The sequence below is a fragment of the Brachybacterium sp. p3-SID1565 genome (assembly GCF_025143785.1).
Lineage (GTDB): Bacteria > Actinomycetota > Actinomycetes > Actinomycetales > Dermabacteraceae > Brachybacterium > Brachybacterium epidermidis.
On record NZ_JAMBDS010000041.1, the window covers coordinates 1 to 20,030 of the forward strand.

16 protein-coding genes and 1 pseudogene are annotated in these 20,030 nt (G+C 70.9%); 8 read left to right on the forward strand and 9 right to left on the reverse strand.

Translation table 11 applies throughout. The features are described 5' to 3' along the window. Positions 1-23: 23 nt before the first annotated feature. The 3 genes from M4D54_RS10170 to M4D54_RS10180 form a co-directional block, all read right to left on the reverse strand. On the reverse strand, positions 24-335 hold the full coding sequence (locus M4D54_RS10170; protein WP_259891252.1) for a putative quinol monooxygenase: 312 nt from the start codon (positions 333-335) through the stop codon (positions 24-26). A 7-nt stretch (positions 336-342) separates the two neighbouring features. Further along, complete coding sequence (locus M4D54_RS10175; RefSeq protein WP_259891254.1) at positions 343-891, reverse strand: type 1 glutamine amidotransferase domain-containing protein; 549 nt, start codon at positions 889-891, stop codon at positions 343-345. 486 nt (positions 892-1,377) lie between these two features. Beyond that, positions 1,378-4,059, reverse strand: a complete 2,682-nt coding sequence (locus tag M4D54_RS10180) for an excinuclease ABC subunit UvrA (RefSeq protein ID WP_259891255.1) — start codon at positions 4,057-4,059, stop codon at positions 1,378-1,380. A gap of 67 nt (positions 4,060-4,126) precedes the next feature. Between M4D54_RS10180 and M4D54_RS10185 the strand changes: the two are divergent. From M4D54_RS10185 to M4D54_RS10195, 3 genes and pseudogenes are all read left to right on the forward strand, one after another. Further along, positions 4,127-4,676: pseudogene (locus tag M4D54_RS10185) on the forward strand (formaldehyde dehydrogenase, glutathione-independent); the annotation flags it as partial. A gap of 137 nt (positions 4,677-4,813) precedes the next feature. Further along, entirely contained in the window at positions 4,814-5,557 is a 744-nt protein-coding gene (locus M4D54_RS10190) for an MBL fold metallo-hydrolase (protein ID WP_259891261.1), read from the forward strand. Positions 5,558-5,722: 165 nt separating this feature from the next. Next, positions 5,723-6,127, forward strand: a complete 405-nt coding sequence (locus M4D54_RS10195) for an ankyrin repeat domain-containing protein (protein ID WP_259891263.1) — start codon at positions 5,723-5,725, stop codon at positions 6,125-6,127. A 1-nt stretch (position 6,128) separates the two neighbouring features. Here M4D54_RS10195 and M4D54_RS10200 read toward each other — a convergent pair whose 3' ends face one another. From M4D54_RS10200 to M4D54_RS10220, 5 genes are all read right to left on the reverse strand, one after another. After that, on the reverse strand, positions 6,129-6,656 hold the full coding sequence (locus tag M4D54_RS10200; protein ID WP_259891264.1) for a GNAT family N-acetyltransferase: 528 nt from the start codon (positions 6,654-6,656) through the stop codon (positions 6,129-6,131). A gap of 146 nt (positions 6,657-6,802) precedes the next feature. Next, positions 6,803-7,864 carry an alpha/beta hydrolase gene (locus M4D54_RS10205; RefSeq protein ID WP_259891266.1) on the reverse strand — a complete coding sequence of 354 codons (1,062 nt, stop codon included), beginning with the start codon at positions 7,862-7,864 and terminating at the stop codon, positions 6,803-6,805. Further along, positions 7,839-8,882, reverse strand: a complete 1,044-nt coding sequence (locus tag M4D54_RS10210) for an Fpg/Nei family DNA glycosylase (protein WP_259891267.1) — start codon at positions 8,880-8,882, stop codon at positions 7,839-7,841. Before M4D54_RS10210 ends, M4D54_RS10205 begins: the two co-directional genes overlap by 26 nt. Continuing rightward, positions 8,882-9,355: a ribose-5-phosphate isomerase gene (locus M4D54_RS10215; RefSeq protein ID WP_193865846.1), complete on the reverse strand. Its 474-nt coding sequence runs from the start codon at positions 9,353-9,355 to the stop codon at positions 8,882-8,884. The genes M4D54_RS10210 and M4D54_RS10215 overlap by 1 nt, the downstream gene beginning before the upstream one ends. A gap of 31 nt (positions 9,356-9,386) precedes the next feature. After that, positions 9,387-10,019 (reverse strand): disulfide bond formation protein DsbA, encoded by a 633-nt coding sequence (locus M4D54_RS10220; RefSeq protein WP_396121489.1) that lies wholly within the window; start codon positions 10,017-10,019, stop codon positions 9,387-9,389. Between the two features lie 133 nt (positions 10,020-10,152). Between M4D54_RS10220 and M4D54_RS10225 the strand changes: the two genes are divergently transcribed. Together M4D54_RS10225 and M4D54_RS10230 are read left to right on the forward strand one after the other, a co-directional pair. Beyond that, positions 10,153-11,973, forward strand: a complete 1,821-nt coding sequence (locus tag M4D54_RS10225) for an ABC transporter ATP-binding protein (RefSeq protein ID WP_259891270.1) — start codon at positions 10,153-10,155, stop codon at positions 11,971-11,973. Beyond that, the gene (locus tag M4D54_RS10230) at positions 11,970-13,802 is read left to right on the forward strand and encodes an ABC transporter ATP-binding protein (RefSeq protein ID WP_259891271.1); all 1,833 of its coding nucleotides are present in this window, start codon (positions 11,970-11,972) and stop codon (positions 13,800-13,802) included. Before M4D54_RS10225 ends, M4D54_RS10230 begins: the two co-directional genes overlap by 4 nt. Before the next feature lie 19 nt (positions 13,803-13,821). On the opposite strand, the gene M4D54_RS10235 is transcribed toward M4D54_RS10230, so the two are convergent. After that, complete coding sequence (locus tag M4D54_RS10235; RefSeq protein WP_259891272.1) at positions 13,822-15,174, reverse strand: hypothetical protein; 1,353 nt, start codon at positions 15,172-15,174, stop codon at positions 13,822-13,824. Positions 15,175-15,184: 10 nt separating this feature from the next. Here M4D54_RS10235 and M4D54_RS10240 point away from each other — a divergent pair, with 10 nt between their 5' ends. The 3 genes from M4D54_RS10240 to pepN all read left to right on the forward strand — a co-directional run bounded on the left by M4D54_RS10240 (position 15,185) and on the right by pepN (position 19,989). Beyond that, complete coding sequence (locus M4D54_RS10240; RefSeq protein ID WP_193865849.1) at positions 15,185-16,417, forward strand: serine/threonine-protein kinase; 1,233 nt, start codon at positions 15,185-15,187, stop codon at positions 16,415-16,417. A gap of 201 nt (positions 16,418-16,618) precedes the next feature. Beyond that, the gene (locus M4D54_RS10245; protein ID WP_193865850.1) at positions 16,619-17,275 is read left to right on the forward strand and encodes a DUF402 domain-containing protein; all 657 of its coding nucleotides are present in this window, start codon (positions 16,619-16,621) and stop codon (positions 17,273-17,275) included. A 158-nt stretch (positions 17,276-17,433) separates the two neighbouring features. After that, positions 17,434-19,989, forward strand: a complete 2,556-nt coding sequence (pepN, locus tag M4D54_RS10250) for an aminopeptidase N (protein ID WP_259891273.1) — start codon at positions 17,434-17,436, stop codon at positions 19,987-19,989. Positions 19,990-20,030: the final 41 nt, after the last annotated feature.

Below are 20,030 nucleotides of genomic sequence, written 5' to 3' on the forward strand. Positions count from 1 at the left end.
CGATGTCGATCGACGCTGATGCTCTAGGCGGTCTCGCCGGGCAGCTTGTACGCGATCACGTCGACGTTCTGGATGCTCGGTTCGGTGCTGAACAGATCTGCTCCCTGCGCAGCGAGTGCCTGACCGACGCCACCCGAGAGGTGGGTCTGGCGGGCCTCGTCGTCGGGGAACACGTCGAAGATCCCGAAGGTCGATTCGTCGAACTGCAGAGCGAACCAGGCCCGCGTACCCTCCTCCTGCTCGACGATGGGGCGGGCGCTGCGGAGGAAGTCCGCGACGTCCTGCTCCTTCCCGGGCTTGGCGTGCACGATGACAGACAATGCAGAGTTGATCATGGTTTCCTCACTTGGCCTGGCTGAACAGCTCGACCATCGCGGCGCAGAAGGCCGGGAGATCTTCGGGCGAGCGGCTGGTGATCAGGTTCCCGTCGCGTGCCACCTCTTCGTCGACGACGTTCGCTCCGGCATTGCGCAGGTCGGTGCGGATGCTCGGGTACGAGGTCAGCGTCCGACCCTCGACGACACCGGCCTCGATCAGCGTCCACGGTCCGTGGCAGATCGCGGCAACCGGCTTGCCGGCGACCATGACATCGCGCACGAATCCGACTGCGTCGGTGTCCGTTCGCAGCTGGTCGGGGTTGACCGTCCCCCCGGGAAGCAGCAGGGCGTCGTAGTCGTCGGCCGAGGCTGACTTCACCAGGGCATCGACCGGAAATGTTCCGGCCTCGTCCAGGTCGTTCTCGCGGGCCTTGATCTCGCCCTCGTGCAGCGACAGCAGCTCGGTCGTGGCCCCGGCGTCCTGCAGAGCCTGCCTGGGCTGTTCGAGCTCCACGCGCTCGACGCCGTCCGCGGCCAGGATCGCGATCCTCTTGCCATGCAATTCTTCTGCCATGTTCTGCTCCGTTCTGCGAGAGATGACGGCCTGCCCTTGCGGGCGAGCCGCCCGCCGTCCGTACCGGGCAGCGTGGTTCGGGTGCAGTACGACTCGGGTGCAGTCGTTGCGCTCATCGAGGTCCCGGCAGGTGTTGGCTGCCGATTCTCGGGCCGGGTCCTGAAAGACGGTGCAGCAGCTTCGACACTGCGGTCGTCGATGACGTATCGCCATCGACGGTTGATCTTCTCCACCAGGGCCCGGCCGACTGTGAGCGCCTGGCCCGTCAGCCAGTGTAGACCTCGTTCGTCAGGAGACGGGGCTGCACGCGGCCAACTCGTCCGTAACGCCAGGACGCCGGGGCTTCGGGGGTACGAAAAGGGCGCTGAGCGCCTGCTGGCCGCGCTGCGAAGGCGCGCGGAGCGGGTTACCGATCAGATGACGCAGCCTGCTCGTCCGGTGCGCTCTCTGCGCGAGGTCATCGCCCTCGTCGCAGCCTTCCGACTTTCACATCGGGGAGGCGGCTTCCTGCAGTGCGGCCTCGAGGTACGGTGCCGACGCGCTGGCTCCGGACGAGGCGACCTGCGCGGGCGTGCCTGAGGCGACCACCGTGCCGCCATCGTCTCCCGCACCGGGCCCGAGGTCGATGACGTGGTCGGCTACGGCAACGATGCGCATGTCGAGCTCGACCGCGACGACGGTGTTGCCGGCGTCGACGAGGGCCTGCAGGTGGGTCACGAGCCGGTCGGAATCGGCGCAGTGCAGCCCGGAGGTCGGCTCGTCCAGGACGTAGAGCGTGTCCCCGCGCTGGGATCGCTGGAGCTCGGCTGCGAGCTTGACGCGCTGCGCCTCACCCCCGGACAGCTCGGTCGCCGGCTGTCCGAGACGGAGATACCCCAAGCCCACGTCGATCAGAGCCGTGAGCGAGCGCATGATGTCGAACTCGCCGTGGAAGAAGTCATGGGCCTCCTCGACGCTCATGGCGAGGACCTCGGCGATGCTGCGGCCGCGCCAGGCGATCTCCAGCGTGCTGGACTGGTAGCGGGTGCCGTGGCAGTCGGGGCACTCGGTGTAGACCGAGGGGAGGAAGAGCAGCTCCACCATGACGGATCCCTCGCCCTTGCAGGTAGGGCAGCGGCCGCCGGTGACGTTGAAGGAGAATCTGCCCGCTTTGTACCCCCGAGCGCGGGCCTCGGGGGTCTCCGCGAACCTGCGCCTCACATGGTCGAACAGGCCCGTATAGGTAGCGACGTTCGAGCGCGGGGTGCGGCCGATGGGCTTCTGATCGATGCTCACCACGCGGCGCACCCTCGAGAGGTCTTCCCGGATCTCTCCCTCGAGCTCGTCGGGTTCGTCCGACAGCAGGAGCTCGTCCCCTTCAGGGGCGGTGGCGTCCTCCGCCTGGTCGGCTCGTCCCTGCCGTTCGCCGAGCAGCGCGGGCAGTGCCTGACTGACCAGGCTGGACTTGCCTGATCCCGACACTCCGGTGACGGCGGTGAACACCCCCAGCGGGAAGGAGATCGACACGCCGCGCAGGTTGTTGCGGGTGACGTTCTCGAGATGCAGCCATCCCTGCGGCTCCCGGGGCGTCCGGTGGGGCAGGCCGCTGCCGCCGAAGACATAGCCGCGGGTGACGGACTCCTCCACTTCTGCCAGCCCTTCGGTGGGCCCGCTGTAGACGACGCGTCCGCCGCGCTCACCCGCGCCGGGCCCGATGTCGACAAGCCAGTCCGCGTGCCGCATCACGTCCACCGAATGCTCCACGACGAACAGGCTGTTGCCTCGGCGCTTGAGCCCGTCGAGGATGCCGAGCAGGGCGCTGACGTCCTGCGGATGGAGCCCCGCGGAAGGCTCATCGAGCACATAGACCACGCCGAACAGTTCGGAGGTCGGCTGGGTGGCGAGCCGCAGCCGCTGCAGCTCGCCGCCGGAGAGGGTGGGTGTGGTGCGGCCCAGGGAGAGGTACCCCAGACCCAGATCGATGATCGGCCGCAGTCTGTTGACGAGCTCCGTGCCCAGCCGCACCGTCGCGGCCAGCTTCTCCACCGAGTCGTTCGGTGTCCTGCGGACGTCGGCGGCGGCCGCATGGGCTGATCTGCCGGTGTCGACTCGCTGCGGGGCGGAGTCGCGTCGGGTTTCCTCATCACGTGCCTGAGCCGCCGACTCGGCCCCGTCAAGAGCGCCGGCAGCTCGCTCGACCGCCTGCTCGATCAGTGTGGAGAGCTCCGCGAGCGGCAGCGCGGAGAGTTCTGCGACGTCGAGGCCTTCGAACGTCACGGACAAGGCCTCCGGCTTCACCCTCTTGCCGTGGCAGGCGGGGCAGGGAGCGACCGTGAGGAACTGCGCCACGCGTCGCTTCATCGACTCGCTCTTGGTGTTCGCGAACGTGTCGAGCACGTACCGGCGTGCGCCGACGAAGGTGCCCGAGTAGCTCGGTTCGACGCCCGCCGCGGTCGCGGCCCGCGCCTCGGCCAGGGTCAGCCGTGAATGGACCGGGACGTACGGCGTCTCCTCGGTGTAGAGGATCCAGTCCCGATCCTCCTTCGGCAGATCCTTCCAGGGCACGTCGACGTCGTATCCGAGAGCGACGAGCACATCGCGCAGCTGATGACCGTGCCAGGCCGTCGGCCAGGAGGCGATGGCCCGCTCGCGGATCGTCAGCGAAGGATCGGGCACCATCGTGTCCTCGGTGACCTCGTACACCCGGCCGATGCCGTGGCATTGCGGACACGCGCCCTGCACTGTGTTGGCCGAGAAGTCCTCGGCGTAGAGCATCGGCTGATCCTCGGGGTAATGGCCGGTCCGGGAGTAGAGCATGCGCACCAGCGAGGAGAGCGTGGTGATGCTGCCCACCGAAGAGCGCGCGCTGCGGCCGCCACGCTGCTGCTGAAGAGCGACGGCCGGCGGCATGCCCGTGATGGAATCGACGTCCGGGACGCCGGCCTGGTCGATCAGGCGACGAGCGTAGGGAGCGACGGACTCGAGATAACGGCGCTGGGACTCCGCGAACAGGGTTCCGAAGGCCAGGGAGGACTTGCCCGAGCCGGAGACCCCGGTGAACACCACCAGCGCGTCGCGGGGCACCGTGAGGTCGATGTCCTGGAGGTTGTGCTCGCGAGCGCCGAGAACACGCACGTCCGGCTGGATGGGCGAGGAATCCGCGGGCGAGGGCGTGGGGGCTTCGGCCATGCCAGGGAGACTAACAACGCGGTCCGCCGATCGCGTCGGGGCGTCCACCTGTCCTGGATCGTTCCTCCCCGACAAGGACCAGGCCATGGAGAAGATCCGTGACCTCGCCCTGCTCTCGGACATCCTGCCCACCGCGTTCCACGGCCTCATGGAGGCCGGGGTCAAGCCCGGCTCGACCGTCTACATCGCCGGCGCCGGCCCCGTCGGTCGCTGCGGCGCTGCGGCGGCCCGGCTCCTGGGCGCTTCCTGCATCATCGTCGGTGACTACCATCAGGACCGTCTGGACCTGGTGAAGAACAACGGCTGCGAGACCACCGACCTGAACCAGGACGTGCCGCTGACCGATCAGATCGAGGCCATCCTCGGCGAACCCATGGTGGACTGCGCCGTCGACTACGTCGGCTCCGAAGCCCACGGGATCGGCCGCGAGGCCGAGGACATGAACCCGGCCTACGCCATCAACCAGGTCATGGACGCCACCCGTGCAGGCGGTGCCACCGGCATCGTCGGCGTCTACGGCCCGAACCCGCTGGCCGCGTCCAAGGCGGAGCAGGGAGGGAACCTTCTCGCTCGACTTCGGCAAGGCGTGGATCAAATCCCCTCGGATCACCGGCGGCCTCCCGACATCCGCCAGGGCGGCCGGGTCCTCGGGGCGGGCCCCCTTGTGAATCGGGTTGCCAGAGCGTAGACAGATGGGGACCAGCGTGCCCTCTGCTCTCATGGGCAACGCTAATCCTCAGCGAAGGAGTGCCCCATGTTCCGCACCGACGTCGCCCCTGGTGTGCACCTGTTGCAGCACGGCAATGTGAACTGCTACCTCGTCGAGGAGGGCGACGCTCTCACGTTGGTCGACGCCGGGTTGCCCAGAGCGTGGGCTGAGCTGGGACGCGCCGTTCGCCACCTTGGGCGTGCACCTGAGGACATCCGAGCACTGGTGCTGACCCACGCACATTTTGACCACGTCGGTCTTGCCCGGCGTCTGGTGCAGCGACTGAACATTCCCGTCTTTGCCCATCCTGAGGAGTGGACGCTGGCCGCTCACCCGTATCGGTATGCGCACGAGAACCCGCGGGCGTTGTACCCGGTGCGGCATCCGCGCGCGATCCCGGTCCTCGCCTCCATGGTGGCCGCTGGCGCGGGCTGGGTGCGGGGCGTCGAGGGGCTGTCTTCCCTGGAGCCCGGCGTCACGCTCACTGTGCCGGGAAGTCCCCGGGTTGTGGCGACCTACGGTCACACCTTCGGTCACTGCTCTCTGCACCTTCCGGACCGTGACGCCGTACTGTCCGGCGATGCCCTGGTCACCCTGGATCCGTACACCGGACGAACCGGCCCCAGGATCATCGCCGGCGCCGCGACCGCTGACAGTTCGATGGCGCTGGCTTCCCTGGAGGGAATCGCCGCCACTGGAGCGATGCACGTTCTTCCCGGCCACGGCGATCCATGGCGCGAAGGCGTCGACCTGGCCGTCCGCCGTGCTCGCAACAATGGTCCGGCCTGAGATCGAACCATTCCCCTGCCGTGCTCTCGTCTCCGGAGCTTCGGTCAGCGATTGCTCGACGTCGTCAATCCGCCAGTGGTCGCCGGAGCGAGATGGGAAGGTGCGCACCGCCTTCTCACGGACGTAACAAGCGGGCGTCGAGCACCGCCCCGTACCCTGATCCACATGGATGATGACGTCGTGGAGCTCGCCCACCAGATGTTCGACATGGCCCGGCAGGGTGATGCCGTCCCCCTGCTGGCGCTCGTGGACCAGGGCGCCCCGGTGGACCTGCGGGGCGCGGACGGCAACTCCCTGCTGATGCTCGCCGCGTACCACGACCACCCCACCCTGGTGGAGGCCCTGGCCTCCCGCGGGGCCGACGTGGACCTGCTGAACGACCGCGGGCAGTCCCCGCTGGCAGGGGCCGCGTTCCAGGGCTACACCGAGGTGGCCCGGGTGCTGCTGAAGGCCGGGGCGAACCCGGACCTGGGTGATCCCAGCGGCCGCGCCGCCGCCCAGTTCTTCGGCCGCGAGGACATCACGGCACTGCTGGAGGATTCAACGGGTGAGGATCCGGGCCAGGCCTGAGTCAGCGCGGGTGCCGGTACACCATCGGCACATGCTCGATGCCGGCCTCCATGAACACCGGCCCGGTGGTCTCGTACCCCATCGACAGGTACCACTTCTCCAGGTAGGCCTGGGCGTCGATGTGCACCTCGGCGGCAGGGTCGATCTGGTGGGTGAGGTCCAGTGCCGCGCGCATGATCCGGCCGCCGAACCCGTCGCGACGGTTCTGCTTGCGCACCGCGAGGCGGCCGATGCGCAGCGTGCCGTCGTCCTCGGTGAGCACCCGGATGTGGGCGGCGGGCTCTCCGCTCGCGGTCTCGATCCACAGGATGGTGGTGCCGGGCTCCAGCTCACGGCCGTCGAGATCCGCGTCGGTGGCGTGCTGCTCGAGGGTGAACACGTCCTGCCGCAGCTTGGCCAGCAGGTACACGGTGGCCGCGGGGATCGCGGTGAGGTGGGCGCGGTGGAGGGTCGCTCCGCCAGACAGGTCGACGACGGGCAGGTCGAGGGGCTCGCTGCCGGCGGGCGCATCGGGAAGGGCATCAGGCATGGCGCCACTGTAATCGTGCCCAGGGCGGCCTCGGAACGAGCGGTCGGGTCTTTCCCCTCTGCGGTGTCCAGCGCCGTGACACGCATCCCCTCGTGAAGACCTCGCTCGCCACCGCTGCACCGCCTGGACCGCGTTCGCGACCGTGCTCAGCGCCGCCCTGAAGGAGCGCGACCCGAGCCAGTGAGCTCGGTCATCGCTCCACGCCATAGCTGGACCATCTCCGGACCGCCGTGGCCCTCGTGCTCGATGATCCGCAGGGTGCTGCCGGGCCATGCCCTATGCACCAGGTATGGGGTGCGCACCGGCCCGGAGACGTCGCGCCTGCCGTGGATCAGCACCCCGGGAACACCCGCGAGGCGATGCATGCCGCCCAGCAGCCCGCTGCCGGGCTCCGCGCCCCAGCCTGCCGCCCAGTCGGCCACGAATCCGTCGTGGGCCCAGTAGTGGGTGACCAGGCGCGCGAACTCGAGCTGCTGCACCTCTGAGCGGGGGAGGCCGCCCTGGGTGCCGGGGTGCGGAAGTCCGATCCCGATGTGCGCGTCCTCCCAGTCGATCCAGGCCGCGGCTGCCTCGCGCACGCGCTGCGGGTCGGGATCAGCGAGCATGTCCCGGTACGCATCCACCAGGCGCAAAGACCCCTCGGCGCGGCCATGGCCCAGGGGGCTGCGGCGGAACTGTGTGCGCTGCTCCGCGAGAGTCGCCAGCGCGTCCCATGCCTCCGGGTACAGCGCGCCCACGCCCTCGGTGATCCAGTCGACCTCCCATCGGGAGGTGGTGGTGACCGCGAACAGCACCACGGCCCGCACCCGGTGGGGATGCGCCTGCGCGTAGGCGAGCGCGAGGGTGCTCCCCCAGGAGACGCCCTGCACGATCCACGACTCGATACCTAGGTGCTCGCGCAGCAGCTCGATGTCCCCCACCAGGTTCGCCGTGGTCTGCGCGGCCAGGCCCCCATCCGGTGAGCCCTCCTGGATGCGCCGCTGCAGCATCCCCACCAGCAGCGTGCCGTCCGCCGGGACGTTCCGGCGATAGCCCGATCCCAGCGTGCCGCCGGGCCCGCCGTGCAGGTACAGCGCCGGAGCGCCGTCGCGGGTCCCGGACAGCTCGTAGGGCAGCTGGTGTCCGTCGGCCGTGGTGAGCGAGCCCTGCTCGAGCAGCGGGGCGGGCGCGGGCAGGGCGGGGTCAGGCGGCGGGGCCGGGGAGGTCATGCCGATCAGCGTAGGCCCACGGCGCGGCTGGGTTCTCGCGGATCCACGCGGCGCGTCGGGTCCTCACGGTCTGGCAGCGCGGGCACCAGTAGACGGTGCGTCCGGCCAGCTCCTGGGACCTCACCACCGTCCCGCACAGACGGCAGGGCAGGGTGTGGCGGTGGTACACGTAGAAGGACTGCTCGCGCGGGACCACGGTGGGATCCTCGTCGCCGTTCTGGCGAGTGCGCTCCATGATGCGGGGGTCCAGCAGGCGGTGCTCGGGCTGGGTGGTGACGATCCGGCCGGTGCGGGCACCGTAGTGCATCAGCGCCACCAGGTCCTCCCAGATCCCCTCGACCATCGACCTGCTCAGGGCCTTGCCGGGGACGAAGGGGTCCAGCCGCGCCCGGAACAGCAGCTCGGCGCGGTAGATGTTGCCGATGCCCGCCACCACCTCCTGGTTCATCAGCATGGTGCCGATCCCGGAGCGGGAGCCCACCACCCGTGACACGAACTGCTCGGGGTCGGCGTCGGCCCGCAGCGGGTCCGGGCCCAGGCGGTCGACGATCGCCTGCCGGCCGGCACCGTCCAGGAGGGTGCAGGCGGTGGGCCCGGTGAGGTCGGCCAGCCCGCAGGGCCCCTGGATGCGCAGTCGCGTCGTGGGCCGGGGCAGCAGGTACTGCCAGTCCGCGGTGCCCGCGTCGAGGGAGTGCTCCTGCTCCCCCACCCGCACCCGAGGAGCACCGATCGCGTGCATGCGCGCGAAGCCGGGCTCGCCAGCGAAGGTCCACGAACCGTACAGCCCCAGGTGCACGTGGACGAACCGCACCACGGGCGCGTCCAGGTCGACGTCCGCGCTGGGGGCGAAGGCCAGGAACAGGTGCTTGCCCACCGCCTCGGCTCCCAGCAGCACCATCCGGTCGATCTGGGCGGCCTCAGAGAACCGTCCCTGGGGGCTGGAGGTGCGCACCCGCTGGCCCACCAGGCCGTGGCCGAAGGCCTCCGCGAGCCGGTGGACGGTATGGCCCTCCGGCATCAGTGCTGCTCGGGTGTGCCGTACCCGCCGGTCCTCTCGAAGCCTGCGATCAGGTCGATGCGCCGCTGGTGGCGCTCCTCGTGGCTGAAGGGCTCGGCCAGGAACAGGTCGATCAGGCCCTCGAGCTCCTCCTCGGTGTGCTGGCGGGCGCCCACGGAGATCACGTTGGCGTCGTTGTGCTGGCGGGCCAGCTTCGCGGTGTCCTCGTTCCACACCAGCGCGGCCCGCACACCGGCCACCTTGTTGGCCGCGATCTGCTCGCCGTTGCCGGAGCCGCCGATCACGACGCCGAAGGAGCCGGGCTGGGCCACCACGGCCTCACCCACAGCGGTGCAGAACGGCGGGTAGTCGTCCAGGGCGTCGTACTCGTGGGCGCCGTGGTCGGTGACCTCGTGGCCCTTGGAGCGCAGCGCGGCCACCAGTCGGTTCTTCAGCTCGAAGCCGGCGTGGTCGGTGCCGATGTGCACGATCATGGTTCAGTTCCGTCCTTGCTCCATGGGGCTGTCAGCTGAGGTCGATGCCGCCGGTGCGGCTGCGCTTGAGCTCGTAGAAGCCCTGCACCGACGCCAGTGCGCGCAAGCCGTCCAGCAGGCGGCCGGCCTCCTCCCCCTTGGGGGCCGGGGACACCACGGGGCCGAAATAGGCGGTGCCCTCGCCGAAGGAGATCACCGGGGTGCCCACGTCGTCGCCCACCATGTCGATGGCGTCCTGGTGGGAGGCGCGCAGCGCCCGGTCGGTGTCGTCGCCATCGGCCGGATCGTAGGCGTCGATCAGCCCGGCGGGCAGGCCGGCGTCCTCGAGGGCCGCCACGGCGGTGGCCCGTCGATCCTCCTTCTGCCCGCCCACGTGGTAGCGCTCGCCCCAGGCGGTGTACCAGCGGGCGAAGGCCTCGTCCCCCTCCGTGCGGGCGATGTGGATCGCCAGCCGCGCGGCGCCCCAGCTCTGGTCGGTGCTGCGGCGGTAGTCGGGATCCAGGTCGCGGCCCTCGTTCAGCACGGCCAGGGACATCACCCGGAAGCGGGGAGCGATCTCCCGCACCTCGGCCGCGTGCAGCAGCCAGCGGCTGGTCATCCAGGCGAAGGGGCAGGCGGGATCGACGAACAGCTCGACGGTGGGCTCGACATCGGTGGTGCTCACGCGGGTTTCCTCTCCTCGGGGGTGATGGACCCATTCTGTCACCGCGCCCGTCAGCGTGCTGACGTGACCGGCACTACACCATCAGCCTGCATATTCGTTTGCGACCGGGCTCAGCGCGGGGAAGGATCGACGGGTGCACGATCCCTCTCCCCCGCTCGCGACCGCACCCGTCCCCGATCCCGCCTCTGCCGATCCCGCCGCCCCGCGCCCCGGGGTGCTGCGGTCGATCGTGCGCGCCCATAAGAGGATGCTCGCCTGGGTGCTGCCGTTGGCGGCGATCTCCGAGGGCATCGAGATGCTGGTGCCGATCGGTCTGGGCCTGGTGATCGACCACGGCATCGTGGCCGGCGACCTGCGCGTGACGATCCTGGGTGCCCTCGCCGTAGTGGCGCTGCGCCTGGTGGGCACCGTGTGCTGGATCCTTACCTTCCTGGCCTCCCAGAAGGCCTGCATGCTGGAGCGGCACCGCCTGCGTGTGGCGATGACCGGCGCGGTGCTCGACCCCCGCTCCCGCGGCATCGACCGGCCCGCCGGGGAGGTGCTCTCCATCGCCACTTCCGATGCCGACAAGGCCTCGGACGTGCTGGACATGCTGCCCTGGGTGGTGCCGTCCCTGCTGGTGGTGCTCGGCGCGACCGTCTGGCTGACGGTGCTGGACGTGTGGCTGGGCTTGGCGATGCTGCTGGGCATCGTGGTGATGGTGGTGGTGATCCGGGTGATCACCCCGACCCTGTCCAAGCGGTACGACGACCAGCAGTCCCAGGCCGCCGAGGCAGCCGCCACCGCCACCGACCTGGTGCACGGCCTGCGCGTGCTGCAGGGGCTGGGTGTGCAGTCCCGTGCCCGCGCCCTGTACCGCCGCCGATCCCGGGTGGCCCTCGAAGCAGCCCTGGTCAACGCCCGCTACTCCGGCATCTCCAGCGGCCTGACCACCCTGGTGACCGGCCTGATGCTGGCCGCCGTGGTGGTGATAGCCGCCCAGCGCACCCTGGCCGGTGACCTCTCCATCGGGGTGCTGATCGCCGTGGTGGGCGTGGCCCGCACCGTGATGGGGATGCTGCAGGGCCTTTCCGGTGCTCCCGTGTGGTGGGCCGGCATGTCGACCTCGGCGCGCCGTGTGCGCGACCTGCTGGGCGATCTGGGCCGCACCGTGGACGACGAGGAGCTCACCCTGGAGCGCCTGACCACGCAGCGCGACGACCGCGGCGGGGGCCCCGGCGGTCTCGCCGAGCGCCGCGGCGCCGCTGGCGGACTGCACCTGGACTCCGTGACCACCGGCACCCTGGACAGCGTGGACCTCACGGTCGATGACGGCACCGTGGTGGCCGTGGCCTGCGCGGATGTGCGCGATGCCGACGCCCTGGTGGAGACGGTCTCCGGCCGCACCGACGGCGGGGCCCGCGTGGGTGACCGCCCGATCACGCCGCAGGAGCGGATGCAGCTGCGCGCTGATCTGCTGGTGGAGCCGCACGTGGTGGACCTCTTCGACGGCACCCTGCGTGAGCAGCTGGCCACCCGCGCACCCGACACGGCGGCCACCGACGGCTCCGACGACGCCTGGGCCGATGCCGCCCTGCATGCCGCCGGTGCCGGTGACCTACTGCGGATCCTGCCCGAGGGCTACGACACCCGGATCCTGGACCGTGGCTCGAACCTCTCCGGCGGGCAGCGTCAGCGCATCGCGCTGGCCCGCTCCGTCGCGGCCGACCCGCCCGTACTGGTGCTGCAGGACCCCACCACCGCGGTCGACGCAGTGACCGAGCAGCACATCGCCGAGGCGCTGGTGGCGGCACGCCGCCGCACCGACCGGGCCACCCTGATCGTCACCCGGGCCCCGGCGCTGCTGCGCCACGCCGACCGGGTGGTGTACCTGCGCTCCGGGCGGATCGTCGCCGAGGGCGACCACGCCGAGCTGATGGACCTCGAGGACTACCGGGAGATGGTGCAGCGATGAGCATGATCGACTGGAACCGCTCCGTCGAGGAGGTCCTGGGCGATGACACCACCGCCCAGCGGCAGCTGGACGAGCACGCCCAGCTGCTGCCGATCGCCAGCGGCGGCCAGGCAGCGCGCTTCATGCTGGCGCGGCTCAGTGAGCACCGCTGGTTCACGGCCGTGACGCTGCTGATCACCATCGGCAGCGCGGTCGCCGCGGCGATCCTGCCCCGCCTGATCGGTGCGGCGGTGGACGTGGTGGACTCCGAGGGCACCTCCCGCGCCGTGTGGGCGCTGGGTGGGCAGATCGTGGCCGTCGGCGCGGTCCAGGCCGTGCTGATGGCGGTGGGCTGGACGATGATCTCCTCGCTGGGACAGCGGATCCTGGCCGGGATGCGCGAGGACGTGATCGACCGCGCCCTGGACCTGCCGGCCCAATCGATGGAGCAGACCGGCATCGGCGACGCCCTCTCCCGCGTGGCCGACGATGTGGACGTGGCCGCCCGCGCCGTGAACAACCTGGTGCCCAACCTGATCCAGCTGGGCTTCCTGGTGGTGGTGACCCTGGCCGGCATGGCCACCCTCTCGCCCTACCTGCTGCTGATGGTCGTGGTGATCGTGCCGCTGTACGTGCTGGCGGCCCGCTGGTACCTGCGCCGCACCGCCCCGCTGTACCGCAAGGAGCGAGTGGCGATGGGCGCCCGCGCCCAGGGCCTGCTCTCCGCCATCCACGGCATCCCCACCGTCAACGCCTACGGCATCGAACGCCGCGAGACCCGCCACGTGGCCGTGCTGTCGGAGACCGCCGCGGTGCTGAACATGCGGGTGATGAGCCTGGTGGGGAAGATGGTGGCGCTGATCAACATCCCGGAGTCGATCGCGCTGCTGTCGGTGATGGTGATCGGCTTCGCGATGGTGCACCAGGCGGGCGCCCCGCTGGGCCTGGTCACCGCGGCCGCGATCTACCTGGTGAGCCTGTTCTGGCCGATGCTGGCGTTCATCTTCAACCTCGACGACGTCCAGAGTGCCGGGGCGAGCCTGTCGCGCATGGTCGGGGTGATCACATCGATCGACCCAGCCGCTTCCCCGGGCCCCCAGGTCCCGCAGGACTCCTCGATCCGCCTGGAGCAGGTCTCCCACTCCTACACCACCGACGAGGACGGTCAGGAGCGGGTGGTGCTGCACCCGATCGACCTGGACATCGCCGCCGGGGAGACGGTGGCCCTGGTGGGCGCCTCCGGTGCCGGCAAGTCCACCTTGGCCTCGATCATCACCGGCACCCTCACCCCCCGTCACGGGCGGGTGCTCCACGGCGGGGCGGATCTGGCGCGTGCCGACATCGAGGCCGTGCGCTCGCACGCCTCGATCGTGAGCCAGGACGTGCACGTGTTCCGCGGCACCCTCGCGGAGGACCTGAAGCTGGCCCGCCCCCTCGCCACCGAGGAGGAGCTGTGGGCGGCGCTGCGCACCGTGGAGGCCGATGCGTGGGCCGAGCGCCTGCCCAAGGGCCTTGAGACCGAGGTGGGCGAGAAGGGCGAGCGGCTCAGCGCCGAGCAGTCCCAGCAGCTGGCACTGGCCCGGATCGCCCTGCAGGACCCGGCCGTGCTGGTGCTGGACGAGGCCACGGCCGACGAGGGCTCCTCCGGCGCCCGGGTGCTGGAGCGGGCGGCGCTGGCGGTGGCCGCCGGTCGCACCACGGTGATCGTGGCGCACCGACTCTCCCAGGCAAAGGAGGCCGACCGCATCCTGGTGATGGCAGAGGGCCGCGTGGTCGAGCAGGGCCCGCACGAGCACCTGGTGGCACTGGACGGCGTGTACGCCCGGCTGTGGGAGGCCTGGAGCAGCTGAGCCCGGCTGGGCCCGCTGATCAGCGTCGCCTGCGCCCCCACAGCACCGCCGCCCCGGCGACCCCGGTGAGCACCGCGACCACCGCCAGCAGGCCGGCGGTCCCCAGCATCACCAGCTTCCCCATCCCCAGCTCACCGAGGAACCCGAGGTCGCTGAGCCCTCCGGAGGAGCCGCTCGGCAGGTCGCCCAGCTCCAGCACCTCGGAGGCGCCCTCGGCCGCCTCGCCCTCCACCTCGAGGGTGAGGATCAGCCGCACCGGGTCCGCCCCGGCCGCAGCGGCACCCTCGGGCCGCTGCAGGCGCTGCACCATCACGGTGTGGGTGCCGGGCAGCCAGGCGCTGCGGATGGATGCCTTCTCCGAGGAGCGGTTGCCGACGGCGACCGGGGCCGTCATCCCCCCACCCTCGATGGCCCCGCGCTGGGACAGGGACTGGTTCCCCCCGCCCACGGCGACCTGGTCGCGCACCGGGTTGCGGGCCAGCACCACCAGCTGCCCGGCCTCCTCCCCCACTTCGGAGACGATCTCGGTGCGCCACCGCAGCCTCTGCCCCTCCCCCACGGGGACGGAGACGAAGCCGACCTCGCCGGGCACCAGCTCGATCACGTAGGAACCGGGCTCCACGGGAAGCGCACCGCTGAAGGAGCGGCCCAGCTCGATCGGCTCGGACTGCGCGGGGGCCACGGGTGAGGCACCGGAGTCGGCGATCTCCTCGTCGACAGAGGGGTCCCCGCCCGCGGTCCCGGCCGGCTCGATGGCGATCTGCACCTCGATGGGAAGCGGCTGATCGGCCAGCCGGGTCCCCATCCTGGTGACCTTGAGGAACAGCTCGGTCCCGGCGCAGTCCTCCGGTCCCATCGGCCCGGAGACGCGCACCGTGGTGATCGGACCGTCGGCCGTGTGCGTCTCACCGTAGGTGCCGGTGCTGGAGTCGTTGCAGTCGTCCCCGCCGGCGGTCACGAAGGCCAGCCCCACCGAGAGGTCCTGGTAGTCCTCGGGCACCCCGGACCCGTAGGGCGGGGCGGCGATGACCGCGGCCGCGTGCACCCTCTCGCCCTCCCCGACCGCGATCCGGTAGTACTTGGCGGTGCCGTCCCCGCTGACGTCGGCACCGCCCTCGGCGAAGGAATCGCGGTGCAGCCCGGGAGCGACGGTGGGCGCCTGGGCGATGGAGGAGCCGCCCTCGATCTCGGCCCCGGCCGCCTGGTACGCGGTGGCCGGCGCCTCCGGCTCGTCGGCCGGGTCGGCGAGCGCCGGGGCGGATCCGAGGACCAGCACCAGCACCAGCGCCAGCAGCGCGGACGGCAGCGCGGACGGGAGCAGCGCGAGCCGCGTCGGCGCGGCCGCTCGCGGGGGATGGGGGTGCCCTAGCATGTGCACCATCATGTCCGATGTCATCGCCGGTCGCATCGAGCTCGTCGATCCCCTGGCCCGGGGGGCCACCGGGTCCCTCTGGCGAGCCGTGGACCGGCGCTACGGCGCGATCTGCGCGGCCAAGGTGATGCGCCAGCGCGACGGCGCCGACGTGCTGCGCTTCGTGCGCGAGCAGTCGGTGGGCACCGCGCAGGGACTGGGCGCCCACCCGCACCTGCTGCCGCCGTACACCTGGGTCGCGGAGGACGACACCATCGTGCTGGTGATGCCGCTGGTGCACGGCGGCACGGTGGCCGGGCTGCTGCGCACGTACGGTCCTCTCGCCCCCTCGCTCACCTCCCACCTGCTGGGCCAGCTGCTCGAGGCGCTCGCCGCCATGCACGAGAACCACTGGGTGCACCGCGACGTCAAGCCCGCCAACCTGCTGCTGGACAGCACCGGAAGCCAGGCCCCGCACCTGCTGCTGGCCGACTTCGGCATCGCCCTGCACGAGTCCGACGTACGACTCACCGCGACCGGACGCTTCCACGGCACCCCGGGGTACATGGCCCCCGAGGTCATGGAGGGCCAGAGCACCGGCCCGGCACAGGACGTGTGGGCCGCAGCCGCATGCGCCCAGCAGATGCTGGGCGGCGAGGGTGCCCGGCAGGGCCCGGCCGACAGCACGGATCCCGCCGCCGGCGCTCTGGATGCGCTGCTGCGCTCGATGCTGGAGCCGGACCCCGCCCGTCGGCCGACGGCTCGCCAGGCCCTCGAGCGCCTTCCCGCTCCCCAGGGAACGATCCAGAGCTGGTGCCGCAGCCGCGCCGGGGATCGGATCACGGTGCCGGACGGCGTCGAGCCGCTCGAGCCCGGATCGCTGGGGCACGGTCTGCGCGAAGTGGGACTGAACGGGCCCGCAGACCTTGCGGGTATAGCTCCCGGCCTGCACGAGCGGATCACCGCCCGCACCGGGTCCATCCCCGCCCAGGCACCTGATCCGCAGGAGGCCTCCACCGATGCGTTCGTGGACGAGCCCACCCGCGTGAACCCCGAGCGGCACCCCGCTGCGCTGTGGCACCCGGGGACGCCGCCGCCTGCCCCTGAGCTGGGGGCCGACGCCACGCTCCCGCAGCGTGCGGGACCCTCGGCCGTCGCCGCGGACCGCCCGCGCAGGGGAGCGGGTGCCGGCATCGTGCTGCTGACGATCTCCGGGCTGTCCGGTGCCCTCGCGCTGGTGCTGGCGTTGCTGGCTCTGGGCTGACCGACGCATCCGCCCGCGGATGTCCAGTGCCCCCTGGTCACCCAGCCGCGGCCGCGCTGATCCGGCGCGGCAGCAGGACGCCTGCGGGGAGGCGGGGTATGGTCGCCCCATACACCTTCCCCCTCGCGGGCAGTGAAGCAACGGACCGGTGACCGGTCGATCCGAGGCGTCCACGGGGGCCGATCCGGTCGGGAACCCATCATGCCTAGCAACCACCGCTGGTCGCCCGGCGACCAGGTGACCTGGACCTACTACACCCCCCAGCACCCCACGCACACCGTCCGCCCCGGCACCGTGGTGCTGGACGACGACCGCGGCGTGGTGGTGTGGATCGCCCCCGGCACCGAGGTGCTGCTGCCCGTGCTGGAATCCGGGGCCGCACTGCGTCGTGCCGGTGATGAGGGCATGTTCACCGCCCCCCGCGTGCAGTCCAAGCAGCTGTGGACCGGCAACGGCATCCTGATGATCGGCCTGCCGGGCCTGCCGTACTCGGTGTGGCTGTTCTACAAGGACGACGGCTCCCTGGGCTGCTACTACATCAACCTCGAGACCCCGTACGAGCGCACCGAGGAGGGCCTGCGCACGCGGGACCTGGTGCTGGACCTGGTGGTGTTGCCGCGACGCGACTGGCACTACAAGGACGAGGACGAGCTCGAGGGTGCTGAGCGCACCGGCTACTTCAGCGCCGAGGAGATCGAGGGCATCCGAGAGGCGGGCCGCCGGGCCGAGGAGCACATCGCCCGCTGGACCTACCCGTTCTCCGCAGGGTACGAGTACTTCTTCCCGGACCCGAAGTGGGGCATCCCGAAGCTCCCCGAGCACTACGAGTGGGACCTGGACCTGACCACCCGGCGGTGACGGGCGGGTACGGCGCCAGCGCCGTCGCGGTCACCCCGCCTGGCCGCGACCCTCACCACCGCCGCCTGGCACGTCGACCGCGACGATTCATGACCGTCCCGCCATTCCCTGGCCGGTTCTGAACAGGCGGCTGAGTTGTCGGTGGCAGGATGGAGGCCATGTCATCCGAGAACCTCACCCGCACCGAGGCGCGCCGTCGCGCCGCATTCCTCACCACCGACTCCTACGACATCCGCCTGGATCTCACGCAGGGGCCGGAGACCTTCCTGACCGAGACCACGCTGCGCTTCACCGCGAGCGAGGCCCGCGAGACCTTCGTGGACCTGATCGCCAAGCGCGTCCACGAGATCGAGCTCAACGGCGAGCTGCTGCGTGATGCCGCTTCCCGCTTCGACGGCGCCCGGGTGAAGCTGCCGGCCCTGACCGAGGGCGAGAACACGGTGAGGATCCTGGCCGACGGCATCTACATGAACACCGGTGAGGGCCTGCACCGCTTCGTGGACCCCGTGGACGACGAGGTGTACCTGTACACCCAGTTCGAGGTCTCGGACGCCCGCCGCATGTTCGCGTGCTTCGAGCAGCCGGACCTCAAGGCCACCTTCCAGCTGACCGTGACCGCACCGGCCCACTGGCGGGTCATCTCGATCGCCCCCACGCCTGAGCCGACGGTCTCCGAGAAGGACAGCACCGTTGCGACCTGGGAGTTCGGCCCCACCGAGCGGATCTCCACGTACCTGATGGCCCTGATCGCCGGCAACTACCAGGGCGGCGAGGGCAGCTGGCGCACCCGCGACGGCCGGGAGATCCCCATGGGCGTGTACGCCCGGGCCTCGCTGGCCGAGCACGTCGATGCCCAGAACGTGATCGACGTGACCGGGGCCGGCATCGACTTCTACGAGGAGTCCTTCGACTGCGACTTCCCGTTCCCCAAGTACGACCAGGTGTTCGTGCCGGAGTACAACATGGGCGCGATGGAGAACCCGGGCGCCGTCACCTATGTGGAGTCGTACGTGTTCCGCTCGGACGTCTCCGACGCGATCCGTGAGCGCCGTGACCTGACCATCCTGCACGAGCTGGCGCACATGTGGTTCGGCGACCTGGTGACGATGCGCTGGTGGGACGACCTGTGGCTGAACGAGTCCTTCGCCGAGTACGCCTCCACCCTCGCCAGCGCCGAGCGCACCCGCTGGACGGATGCCTGGACCACCTTCGCGGTGTCGGAGAAGGCCTGGGCGTACAACCAGGACCAGCTCCCCTCCACCCACCCGATCGTCGCCGACATGGTGGACCTGGAGGCGGTCGAGACCAACTTCGACGGCATCACCTACGCCAAGGGCGCCTCGGTGCTGCGCCAGCTGGTGGCCTACGTGGGCCAGGAGGCGTTCTTCGAGGGGCTGCGGGCGTACTTCCGCACGCACGCCTGGGGCAACACCGAGCTGAAGGACCTGCTGGTCGAGCTGGAGGCCACCAGCGGTCGCGAACTCGCCTCCTGGTCGCAGCTGTGGCTGCAGACCGCCGGGGTCAACACCCTGCGCCCCGTGCTGGAGCAGGAGGCCGACGGCACCCTCACCCGCTTCGCCATCGCCCAGGAAGCACCGGCGGAGCACACGACGCTGCGCCCGCACCGCCTGCGGGTGGGCGGTTTCAGCCTCGAGAAAGATGCCCTGGTGCGCACCCACGAGGTGGAGCTGGACGTGGACGGTCCCCTCACCGAGGTGCCGCAGCTGACCGGCAAGCGCGCCGATCTGTGGCTGTTGAACGACGGCGATCTGACCTACGCCAAGGTGCGTCTGGATCCGCGCTCTCTCGAGGTCGCGATGGAGCACCTGCGGGACCTGGACGATCCGCTGGCCCGCACGCTGCTGTGGTCGGCCGCCTGGGACATGGTGCGCGACGCCGAACTGCCCAGCCGTCGCTTCCAGCAGCTGGTGCTGACCAACATCGACCGCGAGGAGTCCTCCTCGGTGGTGCGCACCCTGCTCAGCCAGCTGGAGACGGTGGCGGGCCGCTACGCCGCCGAGGGCGACCGCGCCGCCCGCACCGCCGGGGCCGCCGACGCCCTGTGGGAGCTGGCGGGCTCGGCCCCGGCAGGCTCCGATGCCCAGCTGCAGTTCCTGGAGGCCTTCGCCCGCCTGGCCTCCACCGAGCAGCACCGGGAGGTCCTCGCGGGCCTGCTGGACGGCTCCCGCACACTCGAGGGGCGCACGATCGACACCGACCTGCGCTGGAAGCTGGTGATCGCCCTGTCGGCCCTGGGTGGGATCGATGCCGCCAGCATCGACGAGGTGCTGGCGAAGGACGACACCCAGTCCGGCCGCAAGAGCGCCTTGACCGCGAAGGCGGCTCAGCCCACAGCGGAGGCGAAGTCCGAGGCGTGGCGCCTCACCGTCGAGCAGGACGAGCTGCCCAACGAGTCCCTCACCGCCGTGGTGCAGGGCTTCAACCGGGTGCTGGATCCGGCGCTGATCGCCCCTTATCAGGAGCGCTACTTCTCGATGCTGCAGAAGGTGTGGGACAGGCGCTCCAACGAGATCGCCAACCGCCTCGCCCAGGGCTACTTCCCGGACTCCTACGGCGACCGCTTCGTGCTGGATCGCGCCGATGGCTGGCTGGCCGACCATGAGGACGCCCCCTTCGGTCTGCGCCGCGTGGTGGTGGAGGGCCGCGACACGGTGGCCCGGGCCGTGCGGGTGCGCGGGGCCGACGTCGACTGAGACCGGGTCCGACAGGCCATGCCCCCGGCGCTATCGTCGGG